The sequence below is a fragment of the Pseudomonas alkylphenolica genome (assembly GCF_000746525.1).
Classification (GTDB): domain Bacteria; phylum Pseudomonadota; class Gammaproteobacteria; order Pseudomonadales; family Pseudomonadaceae; genus Aquipseudomonas; species Aquipseudomonas alkylphenolica.
On record NZ_CP009048.1, the window covers coordinates 4,178,000 to 4,197,136 of the forward strand.

General features: G+C 60.2%; 17 protein-coding genes, 4 tRNA genes and 1 riboswitch. Of the genes, 3 read left to right on the top strand and 18 right to left on the bottom strand.

Annotation, left to right across the window (positions count from 1 at the left end; all coding sequences use genetic code 11):
- Positions 1-4 precede the first annotated feature (4 nt).
- Positions 5-352, bottom strand: coding sequence for a metalloregulator ArsR/SmtB family transcription factor (locus PSAKL28_RS19120; protein WP_038613446.1), 348 nt, complete (start codon positions 350-352; stop codon positions 5-7).
- A 133-nt stretch (positions 353-485) separates the two neighbouring features.
- Positions 486-562: transfer RNA gene (locus PSAKL28_RS19125), tRNA-Arg, on the bottom strand.
- A gap of 301 nt (positions 563-863) precedes the next feature.
- Between PSAKL28_RS19125 and PSAKL28_RS19130 the strand changes: the two genes are divergently transcribed.
- The gene (locus PSAKL28_RS19130; protein WP_038613448.1) at positions 864-1,079 is read left to right on the top strand and encodes a hypothetical protein; all 216 of its coding nucleotides are present in this window, start codon (positions 864-866) and stop codon (positions 1,077-1,079) included.
- A 3-nt stretch (positions 1,080-1,082) separates the two neighbouring features.
- Here PSAKL28_RS19130 and phnN read toward each other — a convergent pair whose 3' ends face one another.
- Positions 1,083-1,679: a phosphonate metabolism protein/1,5-bisphosphokinase (PRPP-forming) PhnN gene (gene phnN, locus PSAKL28_RS19135; protein ID WP_051939479.1), complete on the bottom strand. Its 597-nt coding sequence runs from the start codon at positions 1,677-1,679 to the stop codon at positions 1,083-1,085.
- A gap of 343 nt (positions 1,680-2,022) precedes the next feature.
- On the opposite strand from phnN, the gene PSAKL28_RS19140 reads away from it, so the two are divergent.
- Positions 2,023-2,349: an Arc family DNA-binding protein gene (locus tag PSAKL28_RS19140; RefSeq protein WP_038616878.1), complete on the top strand. Its 327-nt coding sequence runs from the start codon at positions 2,023-2,025 to the stop codon at positions 2,347-2,349.
- A gap of 139 nt (positions 2,350-2,488) precedes the next feature.
- Here the strand turns inward: PSAKL28_RS19140 and mgtE are convergent, their stop codons facing one another.
- The 7 genes from mgtE to alaS form a co-directional block, all read right to left on the bottom strand.
- Positions 2,489-3,931: a magnesium transporter gene (gene mgtE, locus PSAKL28_RS19145; RefSeq protein WP_038613452.1), complete on the bottom strand. Its 1,443-nt coding sequence runs from the start codon at positions 3,929-3,931 to the stop codon at positions 2,489-2,491.
- 331 nt (positions 3,932-4,262) lie between these two features.
- Positions 4,263-4,339 (bottom strand) — tRNA-Arg (locus PSAKL28_RS19150).
- A gap of 77 nt (positions 4,340-4,416) precedes the next feature.
- Positions 4,417-4,493, bottom strand: a tRNA-Arg gene (locus PSAKL28_RS19155).
- A gap of 108 nt (positions 4,494-4,601) precedes the next feature.
- Positions 4,602-4,692 (bottom strand) — tRNA-Ser (locus PSAKL28_RS19160).
- 72 nt (positions 4,693-4,764) lie between these two features.
- Positions 4,765-4,953: a carbon storage regulator CsrA gene (gene csrA, locus PSAKL28_RS19165; RefSeq protein ID WP_002554426.1), complete on the bottom strand. Its 189-nt coding sequence runs from the start codon at positions 4,951-4,953 to the stop codon at positions 4,765-4,767.
- A 183-nt stretch (positions 4,954-5,136) separates the two neighbouring features.
- Entirely contained in the window at positions 5,137-6,372 is a 1,236-nt protein-coding gene (locus PSAKL28_RS19170; protein WP_038613454.1) for an aspartate kinase, read from the bottom strand.
- An 88-nt stretch (positions 6,373-6,460) separates the two neighbouring features.
- Positions 6,461-9,079, bottom strand: a complete 2,619-nt coding sequence (gene alaS / locus PSAKL28_RS19175) for an alanine--tRNA ligase (RefSeq protein WP_038613456.1) — start codon at positions 9,077-9,079, stop codon at positions 6,461-6,463.
- Between the two features lie 294 nt (positions 9,080-9,373).
- A riboswitch (FMN riboswitch) is annotated at positions 9,374-9,526 on the top strand.
- Positions 9,527-9,619: 93 nt separating this feature from the next.
- Here alaS and PSAKL28_RS19180 point away from each other — a divergent pair.
- The gene (locus PSAKL28_RS19180; RefSeq protein WP_038613458.1) at positions 9,620-10,126 is read left to right on the top strand and encodes a 6,7-dimethyl-8-ribityllumazine synthase; all 507 of its coding nucleotides are present in this window, start codon (positions 9,620-9,622) and stop codon (positions 10,124-10,126) included.
- Positions 10,127-10,212: 86 nt separating this feature from the next.
- Here the strand turns inward: PSAKL28_RS19180 and astE are convergent, their stop codons facing one another.
- From astE to argR, 8 genes are all read right to left on the bottom strand, one after another.
- Positions 10,213-11,220 (bottom strand): succinylglutamate desuccinylase, encoded by a 1,008-nt coding sequence (gene astE, locus PSAKL28_RS19185; protein ID WP_038613460.1) that lies wholly within the window; start codon positions 11,218-11,220, stop codon positions 10,213-10,215.
- Positions 11,221-11,230: 10 nt separating this feature from the next.
- On the bottom strand, positions 11,231-11,521 hold the full coding sequence (locus tag PSAKL28_RS19190) for a hypothetical protein (protein ID WP_038613463.1): 291 nt from the start codon (positions 11,519-11,521) through the stop codon (positions 11,231-11,233).
- Positions 11,522-11,535: 14 nt separating this feature from the next.
- Positions 11,536-12,885, bottom strand: a complete 1,350-nt coding sequence (astB, locus tag PSAKL28_RS19195) for an N-succinylarginine dihydrolase (RefSeq protein ID WP_038613465.1) — start codon at positions 12,883-12,885, stop codon at positions 11,536-11,538.
- Positions 12,886-12,909: 24 nt separating this feature from the next.
- Positions 12,910-14,376: a succinylglutamate-semialdehyde dehydrogenase gene (gene astD, locus PSAKL28_RS19200; protein ID WP_167335150.1), complete on the bottom strand. Its 1,467-nt coding sequence runs from the start codon at positions 14,374-14,376 to the stop codon at positions 12,910-12,912.
- Positions 14,373-15,398 (bottom strand): arginine N-succinyltransferase, encoded by a 1,026-nt coding sequence (astA, locus tag PSAKL28_RS19205; protein ID WP_038613469.1) that lies wholly within the window; start codon positions 15,396-15,398, stop codon positions 14,373-14,375. The genes astD and astA overlap by 4 nt, the downstream gene beginning before the upstream one ends.
- A 74-nt stretch (positions 15,399-15,472) precedes the next feature.
- Positions 15,473-16,492 (bottom strand): arginine/ornithine succinyltransferase subunit alpha, encoded by a 1,020-nt coding sequence (aruF, locus tag PSAKL28_RS19210; protein WP_038613471.1) that lies wholly within the window; start codon positions 16,490-16,492, stop codon positions 15,473-15,475.
- Between the two features lie 133 nt (positions 16,493-16,625).
- Positions 16,626-17,846 carry an aspartate aminotransferase family protein gene (locus PSAKL28_RS19215; RefSeq protein ID WP_038613473.1) on the bottom strand — a complete coding sequence of 407 codons (1,221 nt, stop codon included), beginning with the start codon at positions 17,844-17,846 and terminating at the stop codon, positions 16,626-16,628.
- Between the two features lie 280 nt (positions 17,847-18,126).
- Positions 18,127-19,107: a transcriptional regulator ArgR gene (gene argR / locus PSAKL28_RS19220; RefSeq protein ID WP_038613475.1), complete on the bottom strand. Its 981-nt coding sequence runs from the start codon at positions 19,105-19,107 to the stop codon at positions 18,127-18,129.
- Between the last annotated feature and the right edge of the window lie 30 nt (positions 19,108-19,137).

Below are 19,137 nucleotides of genomic sequence, written 5' to 3' on the forward strand. Positions count from 1 at the left end.
GGATTCAGCAACAGGCCGCATCGCGGACAGGACGCTCATCCATGCTCTGTAGACGAGACGCGTTGCTTTGCAGCCAGTCGCTATTGGCCTGGAATGTCACCTGTAGGATTTCGTGCACCCAGCCAGGAAGGTCTGGGTTGAGGCGGTAATAGACCCATTGCCCCTGGCGACGATCCAGCAGTAGACCGCTGCTGCGCAATTGAGCGAGGTGACGGCTGATCTTCGGCTGACTGTCGTCGAGCGCGCACATCAGCTCGCAGACACACAGCTCGCCCTGATTGGCGATCAGCAGAGTGGCGCGGGCACGGGTCTCATCCGCCAGACTTTTGAAGACCTCAGGAGGAGTGATCATTCGGCGCACCTCTATACATATGGATAATCGAATATACGGATATCCATATATTAAAGGCAATACATTTTTCTGTAGAGCCGATCCATTGCGGTCTGCCGACACCGGCAGCAATGCGAAGAAGTTTTGAGCAAGATGGTGTCCCAGGGCAGGTTCGAACTGCCAACCTTCCCCTTAGGAGGGGGATGCTCTATCCAATTGAGCTACTGAGACGCTGGGCCGGCAACGAGCGCTGCACGACGGAGGACGGCGTGCATGTTAACCAGCATACCGGCATTTGTCATGTCATCCGTGGGGCTTTTTGCCTGTAGCTTTTAGCCCGCTAGCGATGAGGATCGTGCATTTTGCAACAAGGCAGTGAGCCATTATTGCAGAATGCACGGAGAAGTCGCATAAAAATCAACATAAGTAATTGATTTTAAAGAATTAAAAACCAGAAAAAGACTGGCATGCAGCGTGCAATTCGATAACAAAGTGTCCGGCAACCGCCCTTCACTGCTGTGGAGTATGCCTGATGAACCGCACACTGCTTTTGCTCAACGCCCTGGCATTGGTTGTACTGCTGACCTTGATTCTGCAACCGCAAGGCGCAGTGGCAACCTCCCCGGCCGGAACAGCGCCGGCAATGGCTACACAGCTGACAGAATTCGACACTGCCACAGAAACGGTGCCGGCCTCGATCCAGCCGCCCAGGCTGCACCCCACACCTGAACAACGGCTGACCTTCTAAGCCTCAACGGCCAGCAAGCAGACCCTGTTGACGCAGCAACTCGAGCAATCGTTCCACGGTGTCATCGAGCCGGGCGGAGTTATCCAGCACGTACACATCCTCACCAGGCAGCTGCAGTTGCTGGCTGCGCGCCAGGCGACGCTCGATATCCTCCAGACTTTCCCGACCACGGGCGAGCAGGCGCTGACGCAATACCTGTGGCTCGACAGTCAGCAGTACCGCCAGAAGATCAGGATAGCGTTGCCGCGCCTCAGCCAGGTGCGCGCGCGAGCCATTGACCAGCACGTTCCGCCCCTGCTGCAACCAGTGGTCGATCTGCACCGGGATGCCATAGTCCAGACCATTGGCCCGCCAGCACAGGGCAAAGTCGCCCTCGGCACGCATGTGTGCAAAACGTTCGGGCGAAACGCCAACGGCATCCTCCCCCTTGGCTTCAGCCGAACGAGTGATCACCCGCCGAGCAACTGCCACGTGGTGAGCCGCCAATGCTTCCCGGGCAGCATCGATCAATGAGTCCTTGCCGGAACCAGAAGGCCCCATCAAATAAACCAGACGCCCAGGGAGTGCTGTACGGGGCGCGGCGCTTGCGTCATGCTGCATAGCCACTATGCTCATCGGTAAGGAAGCCTGCGCATTCTAGACGCTTTCAACGGCCTTTTTCGCCTGTTAACAACAGGTGATCACACAGACAGCGACGGACCGCTGAATGAAAAATGAAAACTTTTCAAACCAGTCCTCATTTCTGATAATTGGTACTGGCAAAACGCCTCCACCCGGTTCAATATTTGTCACAGAATTGACGCCAAGGAACCGGCGACAATGAGGCATGATTCACACCTCATTCACAATTCAGGTTGAACATTTTGTCGCCGTGATGGTCGTACTGAGATCGTGCGGCCAATTTCGAGAACCGCTTCCCCCTGAACTAAAACCGGTCAATTATATGCGCCCAATGAAACAGGCTGTTTACTCTAGCCGCACCGCTGACAAATTCGTCGTCCGCCTCCCCGACGGAATGCGTGAGCGCATTGCCGAAGTAGCGCGCCACCACCATCGCAGCATGAACTCGGAAATCATCGCCCGCCTGGAGCAGAGCCTGATCCAGGAAGGAGCCCTGGGTGACGAGCTGAGCATGCGCCTGGACAGCCCGGAGCTGTCGCTGCACGAACGTGAATTGCTGCAACGCTTCCGCCAACTTTCCCATCGCCAGCAAAACGCGCTGGTGGCCTTGATTGCTCACGACGTCGAGATGGCTGCGGACGCTTCCTGATTCACTGCCCGCCGCAATAAAAAAAGCCAGCGAATGCTGGCTTTTTTGTGTTCCGGTGGGAACGGGCTTGCCCCGCGATTGCGGGCTATCAGTCACACCGCATCGCGGGGCAAGCCCGCTCCCACCGGCGGTGTGGCGCTTACAATAGGAAGATGGTCGCAAGACCAAGGAAGATAAAGAACCCGCCACTGTCGGTCATGGCAGTGACCATCACGCTGGCACCCATGGCCGGGTCGCGCCCCAGGCGCGCCAGGGTCATTGGAATCAACACGCCCATCAGTGCTGCAAGCAGCAGATTGAGGGTCATTGCCGCGGTCATCACCACACCCAGCGACCAGCTGCCATACAGCAGATAGGCCACCACACCAATCACTCCGCCCCACACCAGGCCGTTGATCAAGGCCACCGCCAGCTCTTTGCGCATCAGTCGCGTGGTGTTGCCAGGACTGACCTGGTCAAGCGCCATGGCACGCACGATCATGGTGATGGTCTGGTTGCCGGAGTTGCCGCCGATACCCGCCACGATCGGCATCAGTGCCGCCAGCGCCACCAGCTTCTCGATCGAGCCCTCGAACAGGCCGATCACCCGCGAGGCCACGAATGCGGTAATCAGGTTGATCGCCAGCCACGCCCAACGGTTGCGCAACGAACGCCAGACCGAGGCAAAGATGTCTTCCTCTTCGCGCAAACCGGCCATGTTCAGCACTTCGGTCTCGCTTTCCTCACGAATCAGGTCGACCATCTCGTCAATGGTCAGACGACCGATCAGGCGACCGTTCTTGTCCACCACCGGCGCCGATACCAGGTCATAACGCTCGAACGCCTGCGCGGCGTCGTAAGCATCTTCTTCCGGCTGGAACACCACCGGGTCATCGGCCATGACTTCGGCCACCTGCTTTTCGGGGTCGTTGACCAGCAGACGCTTGATCGGCAGCACACCCTTGAGGATGCCGTCGTAATCGACCACGAAGAGTTTGTCGGTATGCCCTGGCAGCTCTTTGAGCCGACGCAGGTAACGCAACACCACTTCCAGGCTGACGTCCTCACGGATGGTGACCATCTCGAAGTCCATCAACGCACCGACCTGCTCCTCGTCATAGCTCAACGCGGAGCGGACGCGCTCACGCTGCTGGGCATCGAGGGTTTCCATCAGCTCATGGACAACGTCGCGGGGCAGCTCTGGCGCCAGGTCGGCCAGTTCGTCGGCGTCCATCTCCTTGGCGGCAGCGAGCAACTCATGATCGTCCATGTCGGCAATCAGGGTTTCACGAACCGAGTCGGATACTTCCAGAAGGATGTCGCCGTCGCGCTCGGCCTTGACCAGCTGCCAGACGGTCAGGCGATCGTCCAGGGGCAAGGCTTCGAGAATGTAAGCGACGTCAGCGGAATGCAGATCATCGAGCTTGCGCTGCAGCTCGACGAGGTTCTGGCGGTGAACGAGGTTTTCTACCAGGTCATGGTGATGACCTTCCTGGCGGTGAGTCAGGTCTTCGACCACGCGTTGACGCTGCAGCAGCTCGACCACCTGAGCCAGGCGATCCTGCAAGCTCTCTTGCGTCTTTTTTACTTCGACTTCAGTCATAGGCGAACTCCACTCCCAGCAGCGGAGCACGCCGGGAGAATCAATCAGTCAGATCTTGATTGGCAAAACTTGCTATTGAGTAACTACTGGGTAAGTCCATGGTGGTTTTCCACAAGCCCCGGCGGGGCTGACGGGCGCAATCATACACCGCTTGAGCTGTCAGGGGGCTGAAAAAATCGTGGCTAGAACAATCGTTTGCGAGACATCGCTATGACAATCTCAGCCGCTATCAGTGCGACGGCGACCAAGATAAAAAAACACATGTCAGGAAGAAAAATACAGAACGCAGAAAAGCAAAAAGCCCGCCTTGTTAGGCGGGCTTTCTGTTGTATGGTGCACTCAGGAGGATTCGAACCTCCGACCGCTCGGTTCGTAGCCGAGTACTCTATCCAGCTGAGCTATGAGTGCAGGTTTGGCGCTTGATGGACCAGATCACCTCTGGTTGAAGCTGAAGCAACTTTCAAGAAGAAAACTGCTTCGTCGTATGGTGCACTCAGGAGGATTCGAACCTCCGACCGCTCGGTTCGTAGCCGAGTACTCTATCCAGCTGAGCTATGAGTGCATTTGTTACCGCGCATTATAGGCCGCTAAATCTTTTTGCCAACCACTTTTTCGTTTAATTTCAACGACTTAGGCGATTCAGGCAGATTACAGCGTCCTACATGAATAATGGCGGAGAAGGGGGGATTCGAACCCCCGATACCCTTGTGAGGTATACTCCCTTAGCAGGGGAGCGCCTTCGGCCACTCGGCCACCTCTCCGCAACACGGGGCGTATAATAACCAGAGCCTTCCCCGTTTGCAAACTCTTTTTTTAAAAAAACTCGATAAAAATTAATGGCTTGGTTCTTCGTCCTTCTCTTTCTTGATCCGCAGGTAGATTTCCTCGCGGTGGACGGCCACTTCTTTAGGGGCGTTTACACCGATTCGCACCTGGTTTCCTTTGACGCCGAGCACGGTCACAGTGATTTCGCCGTCGCCAATGATCAAGCTCTCGGCGCACCGACGAGTCAGAATCAACATACCTTTCTCCTCACGAAATTCAGTTCAGGGACAACAGTCTGCAAAAAAAAGGGCTTCAGCCCGCAGCCTGTGACGGCTACCGACCTACGCCTAAGTATTGACTAGCGCGAGTAAAACGACAGATTTCTCACACCCGCCAGAAATGCGAAGGGCGCGGCATAGCCGCGCCCTTGAGGCAACGCCTTACTCACCCTGTCGGGTAGGGGCGTCCAGTTCGAAAGCGGTATGCAGGGCGCGTACTGCCAGTTCCAGATACTTCTCTTCAATCACTACCGAGACCTTGATCTCGGAAGTGGAGATCATCTGGATGTTGATGCTCTCTTTAGCCAGGGCTTCGAACATGCGGCTGGCCACACCGGCGTGGGAACGCATGCCAACGCCAACGATCGAGACCTTGGCGATGTTGGTGTCGCCCACCACTTCGCGAGCGTTGAGCTCCTCGGCGGTTTTACCCAGGACCTTGTGGGCCTTGTCGTAGTCGTTGCGGTGCACGGTAAAGGTGAAGTCGGTGGTGTTATCGTGCGAAACGTTCTGCACGATCATGTCGACTTCAATGTTTGCGGCGCTGATCGGGCCGAGGATCTTGAAGGCAACGCCCGGGGTATCCGGTACGCCACGAATGGTCAGCTTGGCTTCATCGCGATTGAAGGCGATGCCGGAAATGATCGGCTGTTCCATGGATTCCTCTTCATCAATAGTAATGAGGGTACCCGGACCCTCCTGAAAGCTGTGCAGCACGCGCAGCGGAACGTTGTACTTGCCGGCGAACTCGACGGCACGGATCTGCAGGACCTTGGAACCGAGGCTGGCCATTTCCAGCATCTCTTCGAAGGTGATCTTGTCCAGACGCTGAGCCTGGGACACCACACGCGGATCGGTGGTGTAGACACCATCGACGTCGGTGTAGATCTGGCACTCGTCCGCCTTGAGCGCAGCCGCCAGGGCAACACCGGTAGTGTCGGAGCCACCGCGACCGAGCGTGGTGATGTTGCCGTGCTCGTCCACACCCTGGAAGCCTGCGACCACGACCACGCGACCGGCCTTGATATCGGCACGAATCTTCTGGTCGTCGATCTGCAGGATGCGCGCCTTGTTGTGCGCGCTGTCAGTGAGGATGCGCACCTGGTTGCCGGTGTACGACACCGCAGGAATCCCCCGCTTCATCAAGGCCATGGCCAGCAAGGCGATGGTCACCTGCTCGCCAGTGGACACGATCACATCCAGCTCACGCGGAACCGGCTGATCACTGATCTGCTTGGCCAGGTCGATCAGGCGATTGGTTTCGCCACTCATCGCCGATAGCACAACCACCAGGTCATCGCCGGCCTCGCGGAATTTCTTGACCTTTTCGGCAACCTGCTCGATTCGCTCGACCGTGCCGACCGAAGTGCCGCCAAATTTCTGTACGATCAACGCCATTTCAAAGCCGCCTCAGCCCATGAAGGGCACCCAATAAACATTCAAACGACGCCACGGCCCGTCACTAGACGACGGGCCGAACAGCGCCTTAAACGCCCTGCTCCACGAATGGCACGGTCAGGGCCAGCGCGTTGTCCAGCGCGGCGGTATCAACGCCACCACCTTGCGCCATGTCCGGACGACCGCCACCCTTGCCGCCCACTGCGGCAGCGGCTTGCTTCATCAAATCACCGGCTTTGAGTTGGCCAGTCAGGTCTTTGGTCACACCGGCAACCAGTACAACCTTTTCCTCATGGACACTGCCGAGCAGGATCACTGCGCGGCCGAGTTTGTTCTTCAGCTGATCGACCAGCGCCAGCAGCGCCTTGCCGTCCTGACCATCCAGGCGTGCAGCCAGGACTTTGACGCCCTTGACCTCAACGGCCGAGTTGGACAGGTCGTCACCAGCGGCACTGGCGGCCTTGGCCTGCAGTTGCTCCAGCTGTTTTTCCAGCTGGCGGTTGCGCTCGAGCACAGCCGAAAGCTTGTCGATCAGGTTGTCGCGACTGCCCTTGACCAGTTGCGCGGCTTCCTTGAGCTGCTCTTCGGCAGCATTGAGGTAAGCCAGTGCCGCCTCGCCAGTGACCGCTTCGATACGGCGCACACCGGAGGCCACACCGCCTTCGCTGATGATCTTGAGCAGGCCGATATCACCGGTACGCTTGGCGTGGATACCACCGCACAGCTCGACGGAGAAGTCGCCGCCCATGCTCAGTACACGCACGCTGTCGCCGTATTTCTCGCCGAACAGCGCCATGGCGCCCTTCTGCTTGGCGGTATCGATATCGGTCTCTTCGGTTTGCACCTCGGAGTTCTTGCGCACTTCGCGGTTGACGATGTCTTCCAGTGCTTTGAGCTGCTCCGGTTTGACCGCTTCGAAGTGACTGAAGTCGAAACGCAGGCGCTGGCTGTCGACCAGCGAGCCTTTCTGTTGTACGTGATCGCCCAGCACCTGACGCAGCGCTGCATGCAACAGGTGAGTGGCGGAGTGGTTCAGCGAGGTGGCGTGCTGCACATCGGCGTCGACCTTGGCCTGAACCTTGGAGCCGACCACCAGCGTGCCGCTGGCGACCACGCCGTGGTGCAGGAAGGCGCCGCCGGTCTTGGTGGTGTCACGCACGTCAAAGCGTACATTGCCGGCTTGCAGGTAACCGGTGTCACCCACCTGGCCACCGGATTCGGCGTAGAACGGCGTGCGATCGAGGATCACCACGCCCTGCTCGCCTTCAGCCAGCTGCTCGACGACTTTGCCGTCCTTATAAAGAGCAACGATGCTCGCTTCACCTTCGGTGCCGGTATAGCCGGTGAATTCGGTGGCCACATCAACCTTGACCAGGGTGTTGTAGTCCAGGCCAAAGGCGCTGGCGGAACGCGCGCGCTCACGCTGCGCTTCCATTTCCCGCTCGAAGCCTTCTTCGTCGATAGTCAGTTCGCGCTCGCGAGCGATGTCGGCGGTCAGGTCCATCGGGAAGCCGTAGGTGTCGTAGAGTTTGAACACCACGTCACCTGGAACCACGCTGCCTTTAAGCTCGGCCAGATCCTGCTCGAGGATCTTCAGGCCCTGCTCCAGGGTCTTGGCGAACTGCTCTTCTTCAGCCTTGAGCACGCGCTCGATGTTGGCTTGCTGCTGGGTGAGCTCCGGGAAGGCTTCGCCCATCTCGGCGACCAGCGCTGCAACGATCTTGTAGAAGAAGCTGCCAGTGGCGCCCAGCTTGTTGCCGTGACGGCAGGCGCGACGAATGATCCGCCGCAGTACATAGCCACGACCTTCGTTGGACGGCAATACGCCGTCGGCAATCAGGAAGCCGCACGAACGGATGTGGTCGGATACCACCTTGAGCGACGATTGCTCTTCGTTCTTGCAGCCGATGGCCGCGGCAGACGCTTCGAGCAGGCTGCGGAACAGGTCGATCTCATAGTTCGAGTGCACGTGCTGCATGACCGCACTGATGCGCTCCAGGCCCATGCCGGTATCCACCGACGGTGCCGGCAGCGGGTGCAGTACGCCGTCAGCGGTGCGGTTGAACTGCATGAAGACGTTGTTCCAGATCTCGATGTAACGGTCACCGTCTTCTTCCGGCGAGCCGGGTGGGCCACCCCAGATGTCCGGGCCGTGATCGTAGAAAATCTCGGTGCAAGGACCGCACGGGCCGGTATCGCCCATGGTCCAGAAGTTGTCGGAGGCGTACGGCGCGCCTTTGTTGTCGCCAATACGCACCATGCGCTCGGCCGGGACGCCGATTTCTCGGGTCCAGATGTCGTATGCCTCGTCATCGCTGGCATAGACGGTGACCCAGAGTTTTTCTTCCGGCAGGTTCAGCACCTTGGTTAGGAAGGTCCAGGCGTAGGTGATGGCGTCTTTCTTGAAGTAGTCACCGAAGCTGAAGTTACCCAGCATTTCGAAGAAGGTGTGGTGACGGGCGGTGTAGCCGACGTTTTCCAGGTCGCTGTTCTTGCCACCGGCGCGCACGCACTTCTGGCTGCTGGTCGCGCGGGTGTAGGCGCGCTTTTCCTGGCCAAGGAAGCAGTCCTTGAACTGGTTCATCCCCGCGTTGGTGAACAGCAGGGTCGGGTCGTTGCCCGGAATCAAGGAGCTGGAGGCAACTCGGGTATGTCCCTGCTCTTCGAAGAAGCGAAGGAAGGCTTCACGGATTTCTGCGCTTTTCATAGGTTCTTCCACGGAAACGGCGGCCTTACGGCAAATGCTTGCGTCAAATTGACGAAACGACGGCAAAGGGCCGCATTATATCGGGCCTTAGGCTCGGATGCAGTGTGTTTATGCTATAGAAACCGTCAATTGGACGCTCTGCAACCTTCAGCTGATCTCGTATTACTGGGGATGCGAGGTGGAATTGGCAAGGTTTCCCGGATGAAATGCCATTCATCCGCAAAAAAATCGTTAGCAGCCTATACGTTTGCTTCACATATGTGCTAATAATTCTCCGCCGCCGACGCTCGGTGGCAACGTTCTCAGGGCGGGGTGCAATTCCCCACCGGCGGTAATTGCGCAACCTGCGCATAGCCCGCGAGCGCTTGCAGGCTTGCCTTGCAAGGTCAGCAGACCCGGTGTGATTCCGGGGCCGACGGTCATAGTCCGGATAAAGAGAGAACGGGATAGGCACACCTGTGCCTGTCGTTGCGCACCTGCGTGGCGAAATCCCCTTCGATCCAGATGCCCTGTTTCTCATACAAACAGGAGTCCGTTTCAATGCAACCTACCGCAATCGATAGCAAAAACCCTTCCCACGAGCGTATCGCCTTCATCCAGGCCTGCTGGCACAAGGATATTGTCGATCAGGCACGTAAAGCCTTCGTCGAGGAAATGGGCATTTTGGGCTATCAGGCAAGCGATATCGATTTCTTTGAAGTCGGTGGCGCCTTCGAAATCCCCCTGCACGCCAAGCTGCTGGCCCGCAGCGGCCGCTATGCCGGCATTGTTGCCGCTGGCCTGGTCGTCGATGGCGGCCTGTACCGCCACGAGTTCGTTGCGCAGTCAGTGATCAGCGGCCTGATGCAGGTTCAGCTGGAAACCGAAGTGCCGGTGTTCTCGGTGGTCCTGACCCCGCATCACTTCCACGCAGGCGATGAGCATCAGAACTTCTACTTCGAGCATTTCCTGGTCAAGGGTGCCGAGGCGGCGAAGACCTGTGCCGATACGCTGCAGAAGTTGCGCGCCCTGCGCCGCAACGACCTGGCGCAGAAACGCGTAGGTTGATACTGGTAGGAGCGGGCTTGCCCCGCGATTGTGGCTTACCAGTCACATCGCATCGCGGGGCAAGCCCGCTCCCACCACAGCCCGATTCAGACCAACTGATCGGGCGTGGTCGGCACGATCAGAATCCCTGCACGCAAGCCATTCTTGACCTTGGGATTGGGGAAAATGATCCGCGCCCCCTCCTCTTCGACGATCCAGCGCGTGCTGCTCAGGTCTTCTGCCAGCAGGTAGCCCTTGGACAACTCCGAGAAGTTCTCGATATCCGCCGGCAGATGCAGGTGGAAGCTGTCGCTGTGCTTGATGATCTCGCGGGCTACGCTAAACAGCTGCAAGCCATCCAGCGCTTCAGGCTCCTCAGGCTCGTTGCCTTCGATGATCTGCTTGAGGCGGGTTTCCAGACGCTCAAGGTTGACCTGCGCGTTCTGCCCAAAGGGCCGCGCCTTGCCCAGCTCCAGGGTAAAGGCTTCAGCATCGAGCGTTTCGTAGGTGTAGGCGGTAAAGGTGACCGAGGTCTTGCTTTGCAGCAACACAGCCTCCATCCCAGCCGCACGCAGGCGCGCCAGCTCGCGACGAGAATGCTGGCGACCTTCCTTGAACGGGTACAGGGCAAATTGTTCGATCTTCGAACCACGAATGGCGGTGTGCAGATCGTAGTGCAACCGGGTACGCCCGGGCACACTGAAAAAGGTGGTGGCCAACCGCTCCAGCTCACAAGCGCGCAACGCTTCCGAACCACTGGAAAGCTCATGCCGACCATTGAACAGGCGATTGACGTCCTGCTCCAGATAACGCTCGCCCTTGCGGATCGCCTCGGGGTTGCCAAACAGGAACAGAATCCGCGCCCGCGGCTTGATCTCGCCCTTGGCGATGCCATGCAGCAACTCGTCGAGCAGCTCGATGGGGGCGGTTTCGTTACCGTGGATACCTGCAGAAAGCAGCAGATCCATGCCGTTGTCACGCGCTTCAGGAGGACGCACTTCAAGCGCCCCCTCGCCAAGCCAGCGCATGCGCACGCCGTCGACAGTCAGCTGGGTCTTCTCTGCCGGTTCACGACCGGCAAGGGTCAGTTCGAGCAGTTTGCCGAGGGCGAGCATGGGCTATTCCTTAGTGATGGTGGCCGCAATCAGGACCATGTACGTGATCATCATCGCCGCCGGCGTCAGCCGGTTCCATTTCCAGTTGCAGGCTGACCAGGTTGGTGGCCAGCGGGCGCAGCAACAGATTGGCGTACTCTTCGTCGTCTTCTTCGACGTCGACACCGATCAGCAGCTGACCACGGCCATCCTGCTGAATCCATACCTCCTTGCCTTGCCAGACCACCGCAAAGCGGGTGCAGGAAGTTTCCAGCTGGGTACCATCGTCATCTTCAAGGATCAGCTGCAGGGTGTCGGACATAGTCGAATTCTCTCTCAAGGTTGGAGTTGGAACGGATAGACCGAACCCAGTTTGAGGATCTGGGTCAGCTCATCCAGTGCCGTACGGCACTCCAGCAACAGTTGCGGGTCCGCCAGGTCGGCTTCGCTCAGGCGGTCGCGGTAGTGCTTGTCGACCCACTGGGTCAGGGTGTCGTACAGCGGCGCCGTCATGATAACCCCTGGATTGACTGCTGCCAGTTCAGTTTCATTGAGTGCCACGCGCAAACGCAGGCACGCCGGGCCACCGCCGTTCTGCATGCTCTGCTTGAGGTCGAAAACCTTGACCTCGGCAACCGGACCGCCCTGGCCGGTCAACGCCGACAGGTAGGCCCAGACCCGCTCGTTGTTGCGGCACTCTTCCGGGACGATCAGCAGCATCGAACCGTCGGCACGGGACAGCAGCTGGCTGTTGAACAGGTACGAACGCACCGCATCCTCTACCGTGACAGCCGAGCGCGGCACGCAGATCGCCTTGAAGTTGCCACCCCGTTTAGCCAGTTTAGCTTGCAGTTGGCCAAGCATCGCCTCGGTCTCGAGGAAGGCGTCTTCGTGGTAGAACAGCACCTCGCCATTACCCACCGCGATCACATCGTTGTGGAACACACCCTGGTCGATCACCGCCGGGTTCTGCTGGGCAAACACTACACCCTCCTCGCTCAGCCCATGCAGACGGGCGACCGCCTCGGAAGCCTCGAGGGTCTGGCGCGCCGGGTACTTCTGCGGGGCCGGGTAGCGGGTGTCGAAGGCGCTGCGGCCATAGACGAAGAACTCCACGCCGGCCTCGCCGTAGCTGCGGCAGAAGCGCGTGTGGTTGGCGGCACCTTCATCACCGAACTGCGCCACCGCCGGCAACGCGGCATGGTGGGCAAAGTACTTGCTGTCGGCGAACATCGCCCCGAGCACACGGCTGGTGGTCGGGTGCTCGATGCTGCGGTGATACTTGCAGTTGAGGTTGGCGGCGGTGAAATGCACGCGGCCGTCGGCGGTGTCGGCACTCGGGCTGACCGTGGCGGCGTTGGCCACCCACATGCTCGACGCCGAGCAGCTGGCGACCAGCAATGGCATCGCTTCTTTGGCGGCGCGCTGGATCACCTCGGCATCAGTGCCGGAAAAGCCCAGTCGGCGCAGCGCGCCAACGTCCGGACGCTCCTGCGGCGCCAGTACGCCCTGCTGGAAACCCATCTCCATCAGCGCTTTCATCTTCGCCAGGCCCTGGCGCGCGGCTTCGCGCGGGTTGGACGCCTGCTGGCTGTTGCTCTGCGAGGCAACGTTGCCGTAGGACAGCCCGCCGTAGTTATGCGTCGGTCCCACCAGACCATCAAAGTTCACTTCAAACGATTTCATCGGCAAGGCTCCGTGGACCTTTTGTTATAGGGAGACGCCTGGCGTCAGCGTGGCAGGCAGGGTCAGGCTGGCGGTCTCCAGCGAGGCTACCGGGTAAGCGCAATAGTCGGCTGCATAGTAGGCACTGGCGCGATGGTTGCCGCTGGCACCCACACCACCGAACGGCGCACTGCTGGCAGCACCGGTCAGTTGCTTGTTCCAGTTGACGATGCCCGCACGGCTTTGCAGCCAGAAGTACTGATAACGGGCATGGGAGTCGGACAGCAAACCGGCGGCAAGGCCGTACTGGGTGTTGTTGGCTTCGGCAATCGCCGCGTCGAAATCGCTGTAGCGAATGACCTGCAGCAGTGGGCCGAAGAACTCTTCGTCCGGGCGCCCGGCTACAGCGGTTACATCGACGATACCCGGGGTCAGCAAGGCAGCAGAGGCTTGCGGCTGGGTCATGCCCAGCAGCGACACGCCACCGTTGCTCAGCAATTGCGCCTGGGCATCGAGCAATGCCTTGGCTGCCGCCAGCGAGATGACCGAGCCCATGAACGGTGCCGGTTGCTGATCGAAGGCGCCGACGGAGATGGTCTTGCACACCTCGACCAAACGCTTGAGCAGTGAATCGCCCCACGCGCCTTGCGGTACCAGCAGACGACGCGCGCAGGTGCAGCGCTGGCCGGCAGAGATGAACGCCGACTGGATGATGGTGTAGACCGCCGCATCCAGGTCCTTGACCTCATCGACCACCAGCGGGTTGTTGCCGCCCATTTCCAGGGCCAGGATCTTGTCCGGACGGCCGGCGAACTGCTGGTGCAGCAAGTTGCCGGTACGGCTGGAACCGGTGAAGAACAGGCCATCGATGCCCGGGTTGGCGGCGAGGGCTACACCAGTTTCACGCGCGCCCTGCACCAGGTTCAAGACGCCCGCTGGCAAGCCAGCTTCGATCCAGCACTTGACCGTCAGTTCGGCGACCTTGGGCGTCAGCTCGCTGGGTTTGAACACCACGGTATTACCCGCCAGCAGCGCCGGAACGATATGACCGTTAGGCAGATGGCCAGGGAAGTTGTAGGGGCCGAACACCGCTACCACACCGTGCGGCTTGTGGCGCAGCACAGCGGTGGCATCGGCCAGCGGGCCGCTCTTCTCACCGGTGCGCTCGCGGTAGCTCTGCACCGAAATGGCGACCTTGTTGACCATGCTGGTCACTTCGGTAGCGGACTCCCACAGCGGCTTGCCGGTTTCTTCACCGATGCAACGGGCCAGCTCGTCAGCGTTAGCCTTGAGTGCTGCAGCAAAGGCTTCGAGCACACTGATGCGAGCCTCCAGCGACTGCAGCGCCCAGCCGGCAAAGGCCTGGCGCGCCGCCTTGACGGCGCTGTCGACCTGCTCGGCACTGGCACCCTGGCCTTGCCAGATAACCTTTTGGCTGACCGGATCCAGCGATTGCAGCGCTTCGCCCTGCCCTGCCTGCCAGCTGCCGGCGATAAAGTGAGTCGTCATTATTTGGCCTCCCGGGCAGCAGACAGCGGCACGGCACGCACCTGGTCACCGGCACTCAGGCGCAGGCGTTTTGCGGTCAACGGATCGACCACCAGGGTACCGGCCGCCAGGCGCGCCGGTGCTGCAGTGATGCGGCACTCTTCGCGCTTACGGTTGTGAATGATGAATGGCGTGGCGTCGTCGCCAGGGGTACCGACGGCCAGCACCAATGCCTGGCTGTCGTGCACCGCACGGATCTTGCTGGTTTCGCACTCCACTGCCGGACCGGCGTCGAAAATATCGACGTAACCCTGGTAGCTGAAACCTTCGCTCTTGAGCATCGCCAGGGCAGGCTCGGTGTCGGTGTGGACGCGACCGATCACGTTGCGCGCATCCTCGGAGAGGAAGCAGGTGTACAGCGGAAACTTGGGCATCAGCTCGGCGATGAACGCCTTGTTGCCGACACCGGTCAGGTAGTCGGCCTGGCTGAACTCCATTTTGAAGAAATGTCGGCCCAGGCTCTCCCAGAACGGTGAACGCCCCTGTTCATCAGACATGCCACGCATCTCGGCAATGATCTTGTTGCCGAACAGTTCGGCAAACTCGGCGATGAACAGCAGGCGCGCCTTGGCCAGCAGACGGCCGTTGAGGCCGCTGCGATGGTCGCTGCGCAGGAACAACGAACACAGCTCGGAATTGCCGGTCAGGTCGTTGGCAAGGAACAGCGTGGGGATCTCGCGGTAGATGTTCAGCTCTTGCGAGGCGCTGACCGTCAGGCCGACCCGGTAGTTGTACCAGGGCTCACGTAAGCCGACGGCGCCAGCGATGGCGGAAATCCCGACCACCACGCCTTCGTCGTTTTCCAGCACGAACAGGTAGTCAGCGTCGCCACGCTCCGCTTCGCCACGGAAAGTTTTCTCGGCCCAGCTGACCCGGTGCGCCAGGCGCTCCTCGTTGGCCGGCAAGGTGGTCAGGCCGGTGCCGGTGCTGCGCGCCAACTCGATCAGCGCCGGTAAATCGCTGCTGCGTACGGGACGAACGATCATGCTATCTCCTCGGGCGGCGGCCTTTGGCCTGCCGCGAAACTCGACCTGGGGGCTCGGTTATCGAACCGCAGGAATCAAACCGCGACCAGGCGCACACTGGCGCCTTCACCGACGCCCAGGGCTTCGGCGGCTTCAAGACTCAGGGTGACCGGTTTGCCAGGCACCCAGTCCAGCTCCAGGAGCACGGCGCGGTAATCCTGCAACTGGCCATTGCACACCAGGTACGGACGCCCACCCTTGACCACGGTGCTATCGAGCTTGACCGGCACTACACGGCTCTGGGCAATCGAACGGATGCTCGAGACCCGCGCATGCAAGGTCGGACCACCGTCAAAAATATCGATGTAGTGATCGGTCTCGAAGCCTTCGCGCATCAGGATGTCGAAGGTGATCTGCGCACGCGGATGCACCTGGCCCATGGCCTCTTGCGCGGCATCCGGCAGCAGCGGCACGTAGATCGGGTAATGCGGCATCAGCTCGGCCAGGAAGGTCCGGCTCTTGAGGCCACACAGGCGCTCGGCCTCGGCGTAGTTGAGGTCGAAGAAATTACGCCCGATGGCATCCCAGAACGGCGAATCACCGTTCTCGTCGCTGTAGCCGACGATCTCGGTCACCACCGAGTCGGCGAAACGCTCGGGGTGAGCGGCCATGAACAGCAGACGACCACGGGAATTGAGCTCCGACCAGCCGGTGCCGACCAGTTCTGGCAGGACGTAGAAGCTGGTCAGCAGACTGTTGCCGGTCAGGTCATGGCACTGCGAAAGCACATGGATCTTGTTGTGGATCTTCAGCTCGCGCGAAGCATGCACAAAGGTCTCGTTACGGAAGCTGTAGAACGGTTCGGAATAACCCGCCGAGGCGACGATTGCCGAGCAGCCGACCAGCTTGCCGGTGCCGCTGTCTTCAAGGACGAAGAAATAGCTCTCTTCGCCGTTGAAACTGACTTCGGCAGCGAAGGACGTCTCCGAGGCGGCAATTTTGTCGCTCAGACGCTCGGCATCATCCGGCAAGGACGTGACACCAATGGGGCTGTCCGCTGCCAGACGCTGTACTTCGCCCAGATCAGCCATTTGCGCGGGGCGCATCACCAGCATGGTGTCACTCCTTTCGGGAAAACAGGCCAGCCATCGCCGGCACAGGAAAAATCAGCAAGCGCCCGCTGGGCACTGGCTCTGGAATTCGGATTCACCGGCCCCGAAGGGCCGGCGAAAGCACCGCAGGCGCTTATCAGGCCTGGATCAGTTTTGCCGCAGCACGTTCGAAACGGTCCAGGCCTTCGTCGATATCGGCATCCTCGACCACCAGGCTCGGGGCGAAACGCACCACATCGGGACCAGCCTGAAGCACCATCAGGCCTTCTTTCTCGGCGGCGTTGAACACGTCCTTGGCCTTGCCTTTCCAGGCGTCGGTCAGCACGCAACCGATCAGCAGACCAATGCCACGCACCTGGGTGAACAGGCCGTACTTCTCGCCGATCTGCTCCAGGCGGGCCTTGAACTTCTGGTGCTTGGCCTTGACGCCCGCCAGCACCTCAGGGGTGTTGACCACGTCCAGCACGGCATTGGCCACGGCGCACGCCAGCGGGTTGCCGCCGTAGGTGGTGCCGTGGGTGCCGACGGTCAGGTGCTTGGCCAGGGCTTCGGTGGTCAGCATGGCGCCGATCGGGAAGCCGCCGCCCAGGCTCTTGGCGCTGGAGAGGATGTCCGGGGTGACGCCGTAGTGCATGTAGGCGAACAACTCACCGGTACGGCCAACGCCGGTCTGCACTTCGTCAAAGATCAGCAGCGCGTTGTGCTTGTCGCACAACTCGCGGGCGCCTTGCAGGTAAGCAACGTCTGCCGGGACCACACCGCTCTCGCCCTGGATCGGCTCGATGACCACGGCGCAGGTCTTGTCGGAGATCTGCGCCTTGAGTGCTTCCAGGTCGTTGTACGGCACATGGCTGATGCCGGTGATTTTCGGGCCGAAACCGTCGGAGTACTTCGGCTGACCGCCGACACTCACGGTGAACAGGGTGCGGCCGTGAAAGCTGTTAACGGTAGCGATGATTTCGTGCTTTTCCGGGCCGAAACGGTCATGGGCGACACGACGGGCCAGCTTGAAGGCGGCTTCGTTGGCTTCGGCACCGGAGTTACAGAAGAACGCGCGCTCAGCGAAGGTCGCGTCGACCAGCTTGTGGGCCAGACGCAGCGCGGGTTCGTTGGTGAACACGTTGGACACGTGCCACAGCTTGTTGGCTTGCTCGGTCAGCGCGCCAACAAGCGCCGGATGTGCATGGCCCAACACGTTTACGGCAATCCCGCCCGCGAAGTCGATCAGCTCGCGGCCCGACTGATCCCAGACTCGGGAGCCCGCACCACGAACGGGGATAAAGGCCGCCGGTGCGTAATTGGGAACCATTACCTGGTCGAAATCGGCGCGTTGCACCGGAGCTTGCTCAACGGACATCGGAGTCTCCTGAAGAGGAACGCCTGCCTGAAACTGGCGAGCGATGGGGGGATTGTAAGGACAGATCGGCGCCCGACCTTGCCGCCAAGCGACAACTTCTTATAGCGCCAAACCCTGTTTTACCAAGGCTTACGGCAATGCGACAAATAGGGTCGCAAAGGCGCAGTTTAAACGGTGTGCGGGGATGGGTGGGAGATTCTGATCGCGGGTCAAGCCCGCTCCCACAGTCATGACATCTGTGGGAGCGGGCTTGACCCGCGATAAAATCAAAAACCTCGAATCAACCGCGCTCGGCAGGCACCGAAGACAACTCAAAAGGGCTGCTGCTTCGTCGCTGGTTGCGATCTTCCCGCGGCGTTGCACCGAAGAAATTGCGATAAGCGCTGGAGAAGTGCGGCCCCGAAGAGAAGCCGCAAGACAGGCCGATCTGGATGATCGACTTGCTGGTCTGCATCAGCATCTGCCGCGCCTTGTTCAGGCGCAGCTCAAGGTAGTACTGGCTCGGCACGCGATTGAGGTATTGCTTGAAGATTCGCTCCAGCTGACGCCGCGAAACGCACACATGCTGAGCGATCTCATCGGTGGTCAACGGCTCTTCGATGTTGGCCTCCATCAACAGCACGGCCTGGGTCAGCTTCGGATGACTCGAACCCAGGCGGTTCTGCAACGGAATGCGCTGGCGCTCACCGCCCTCGCGAATCCGCTCGACCACCAATTCTTCCGACACCGCACCGGCAAGCTCGGCGCCATGATCGCGGGCCAGCACCGCCAGCAACAGGTCGATCACCGACATCCCGCCACACGCGGTCAGGCGATCACGGTCCCAGTCGAACAGGTGGCTGGTGGCGATAACCTTGGGGAAACGCTCGGCAAAATCATCCTGCCAACGCCAGTGCACTGCCGCACGATAGCCGTCGAGCAAACCCAGCTGCGCCAACGGGTAAACGCCCGCCGACAAACCACCGACGACACAACCGGCCCGGGCCAACTGCTTGAGCGCACTGGCCAGCCCGGATGCCACCGCCTGAGGCGGCTCGTCAGCCAGCAAAAACAGCTTCTGGAGACCTTCCAGGCGCCCTGCCCACGGTTCGCCCGGCAAGCGCCAGGCGCCTTCGGCCGCAGGCTCGGCCTGCAGGAACGCCAACTCGTAGACCACCTCTGGATGGACGCGCTGGGCAACCCGCAAAACCTCTTCGGCCAGCGCCAGGGTCAGGGCTTTGGTGCTGGGCCAGATGAGAAAACCGATGCGCTGGGTGGTCATGGGATGCGGTCCGAAACCTGAGAGGGGTCA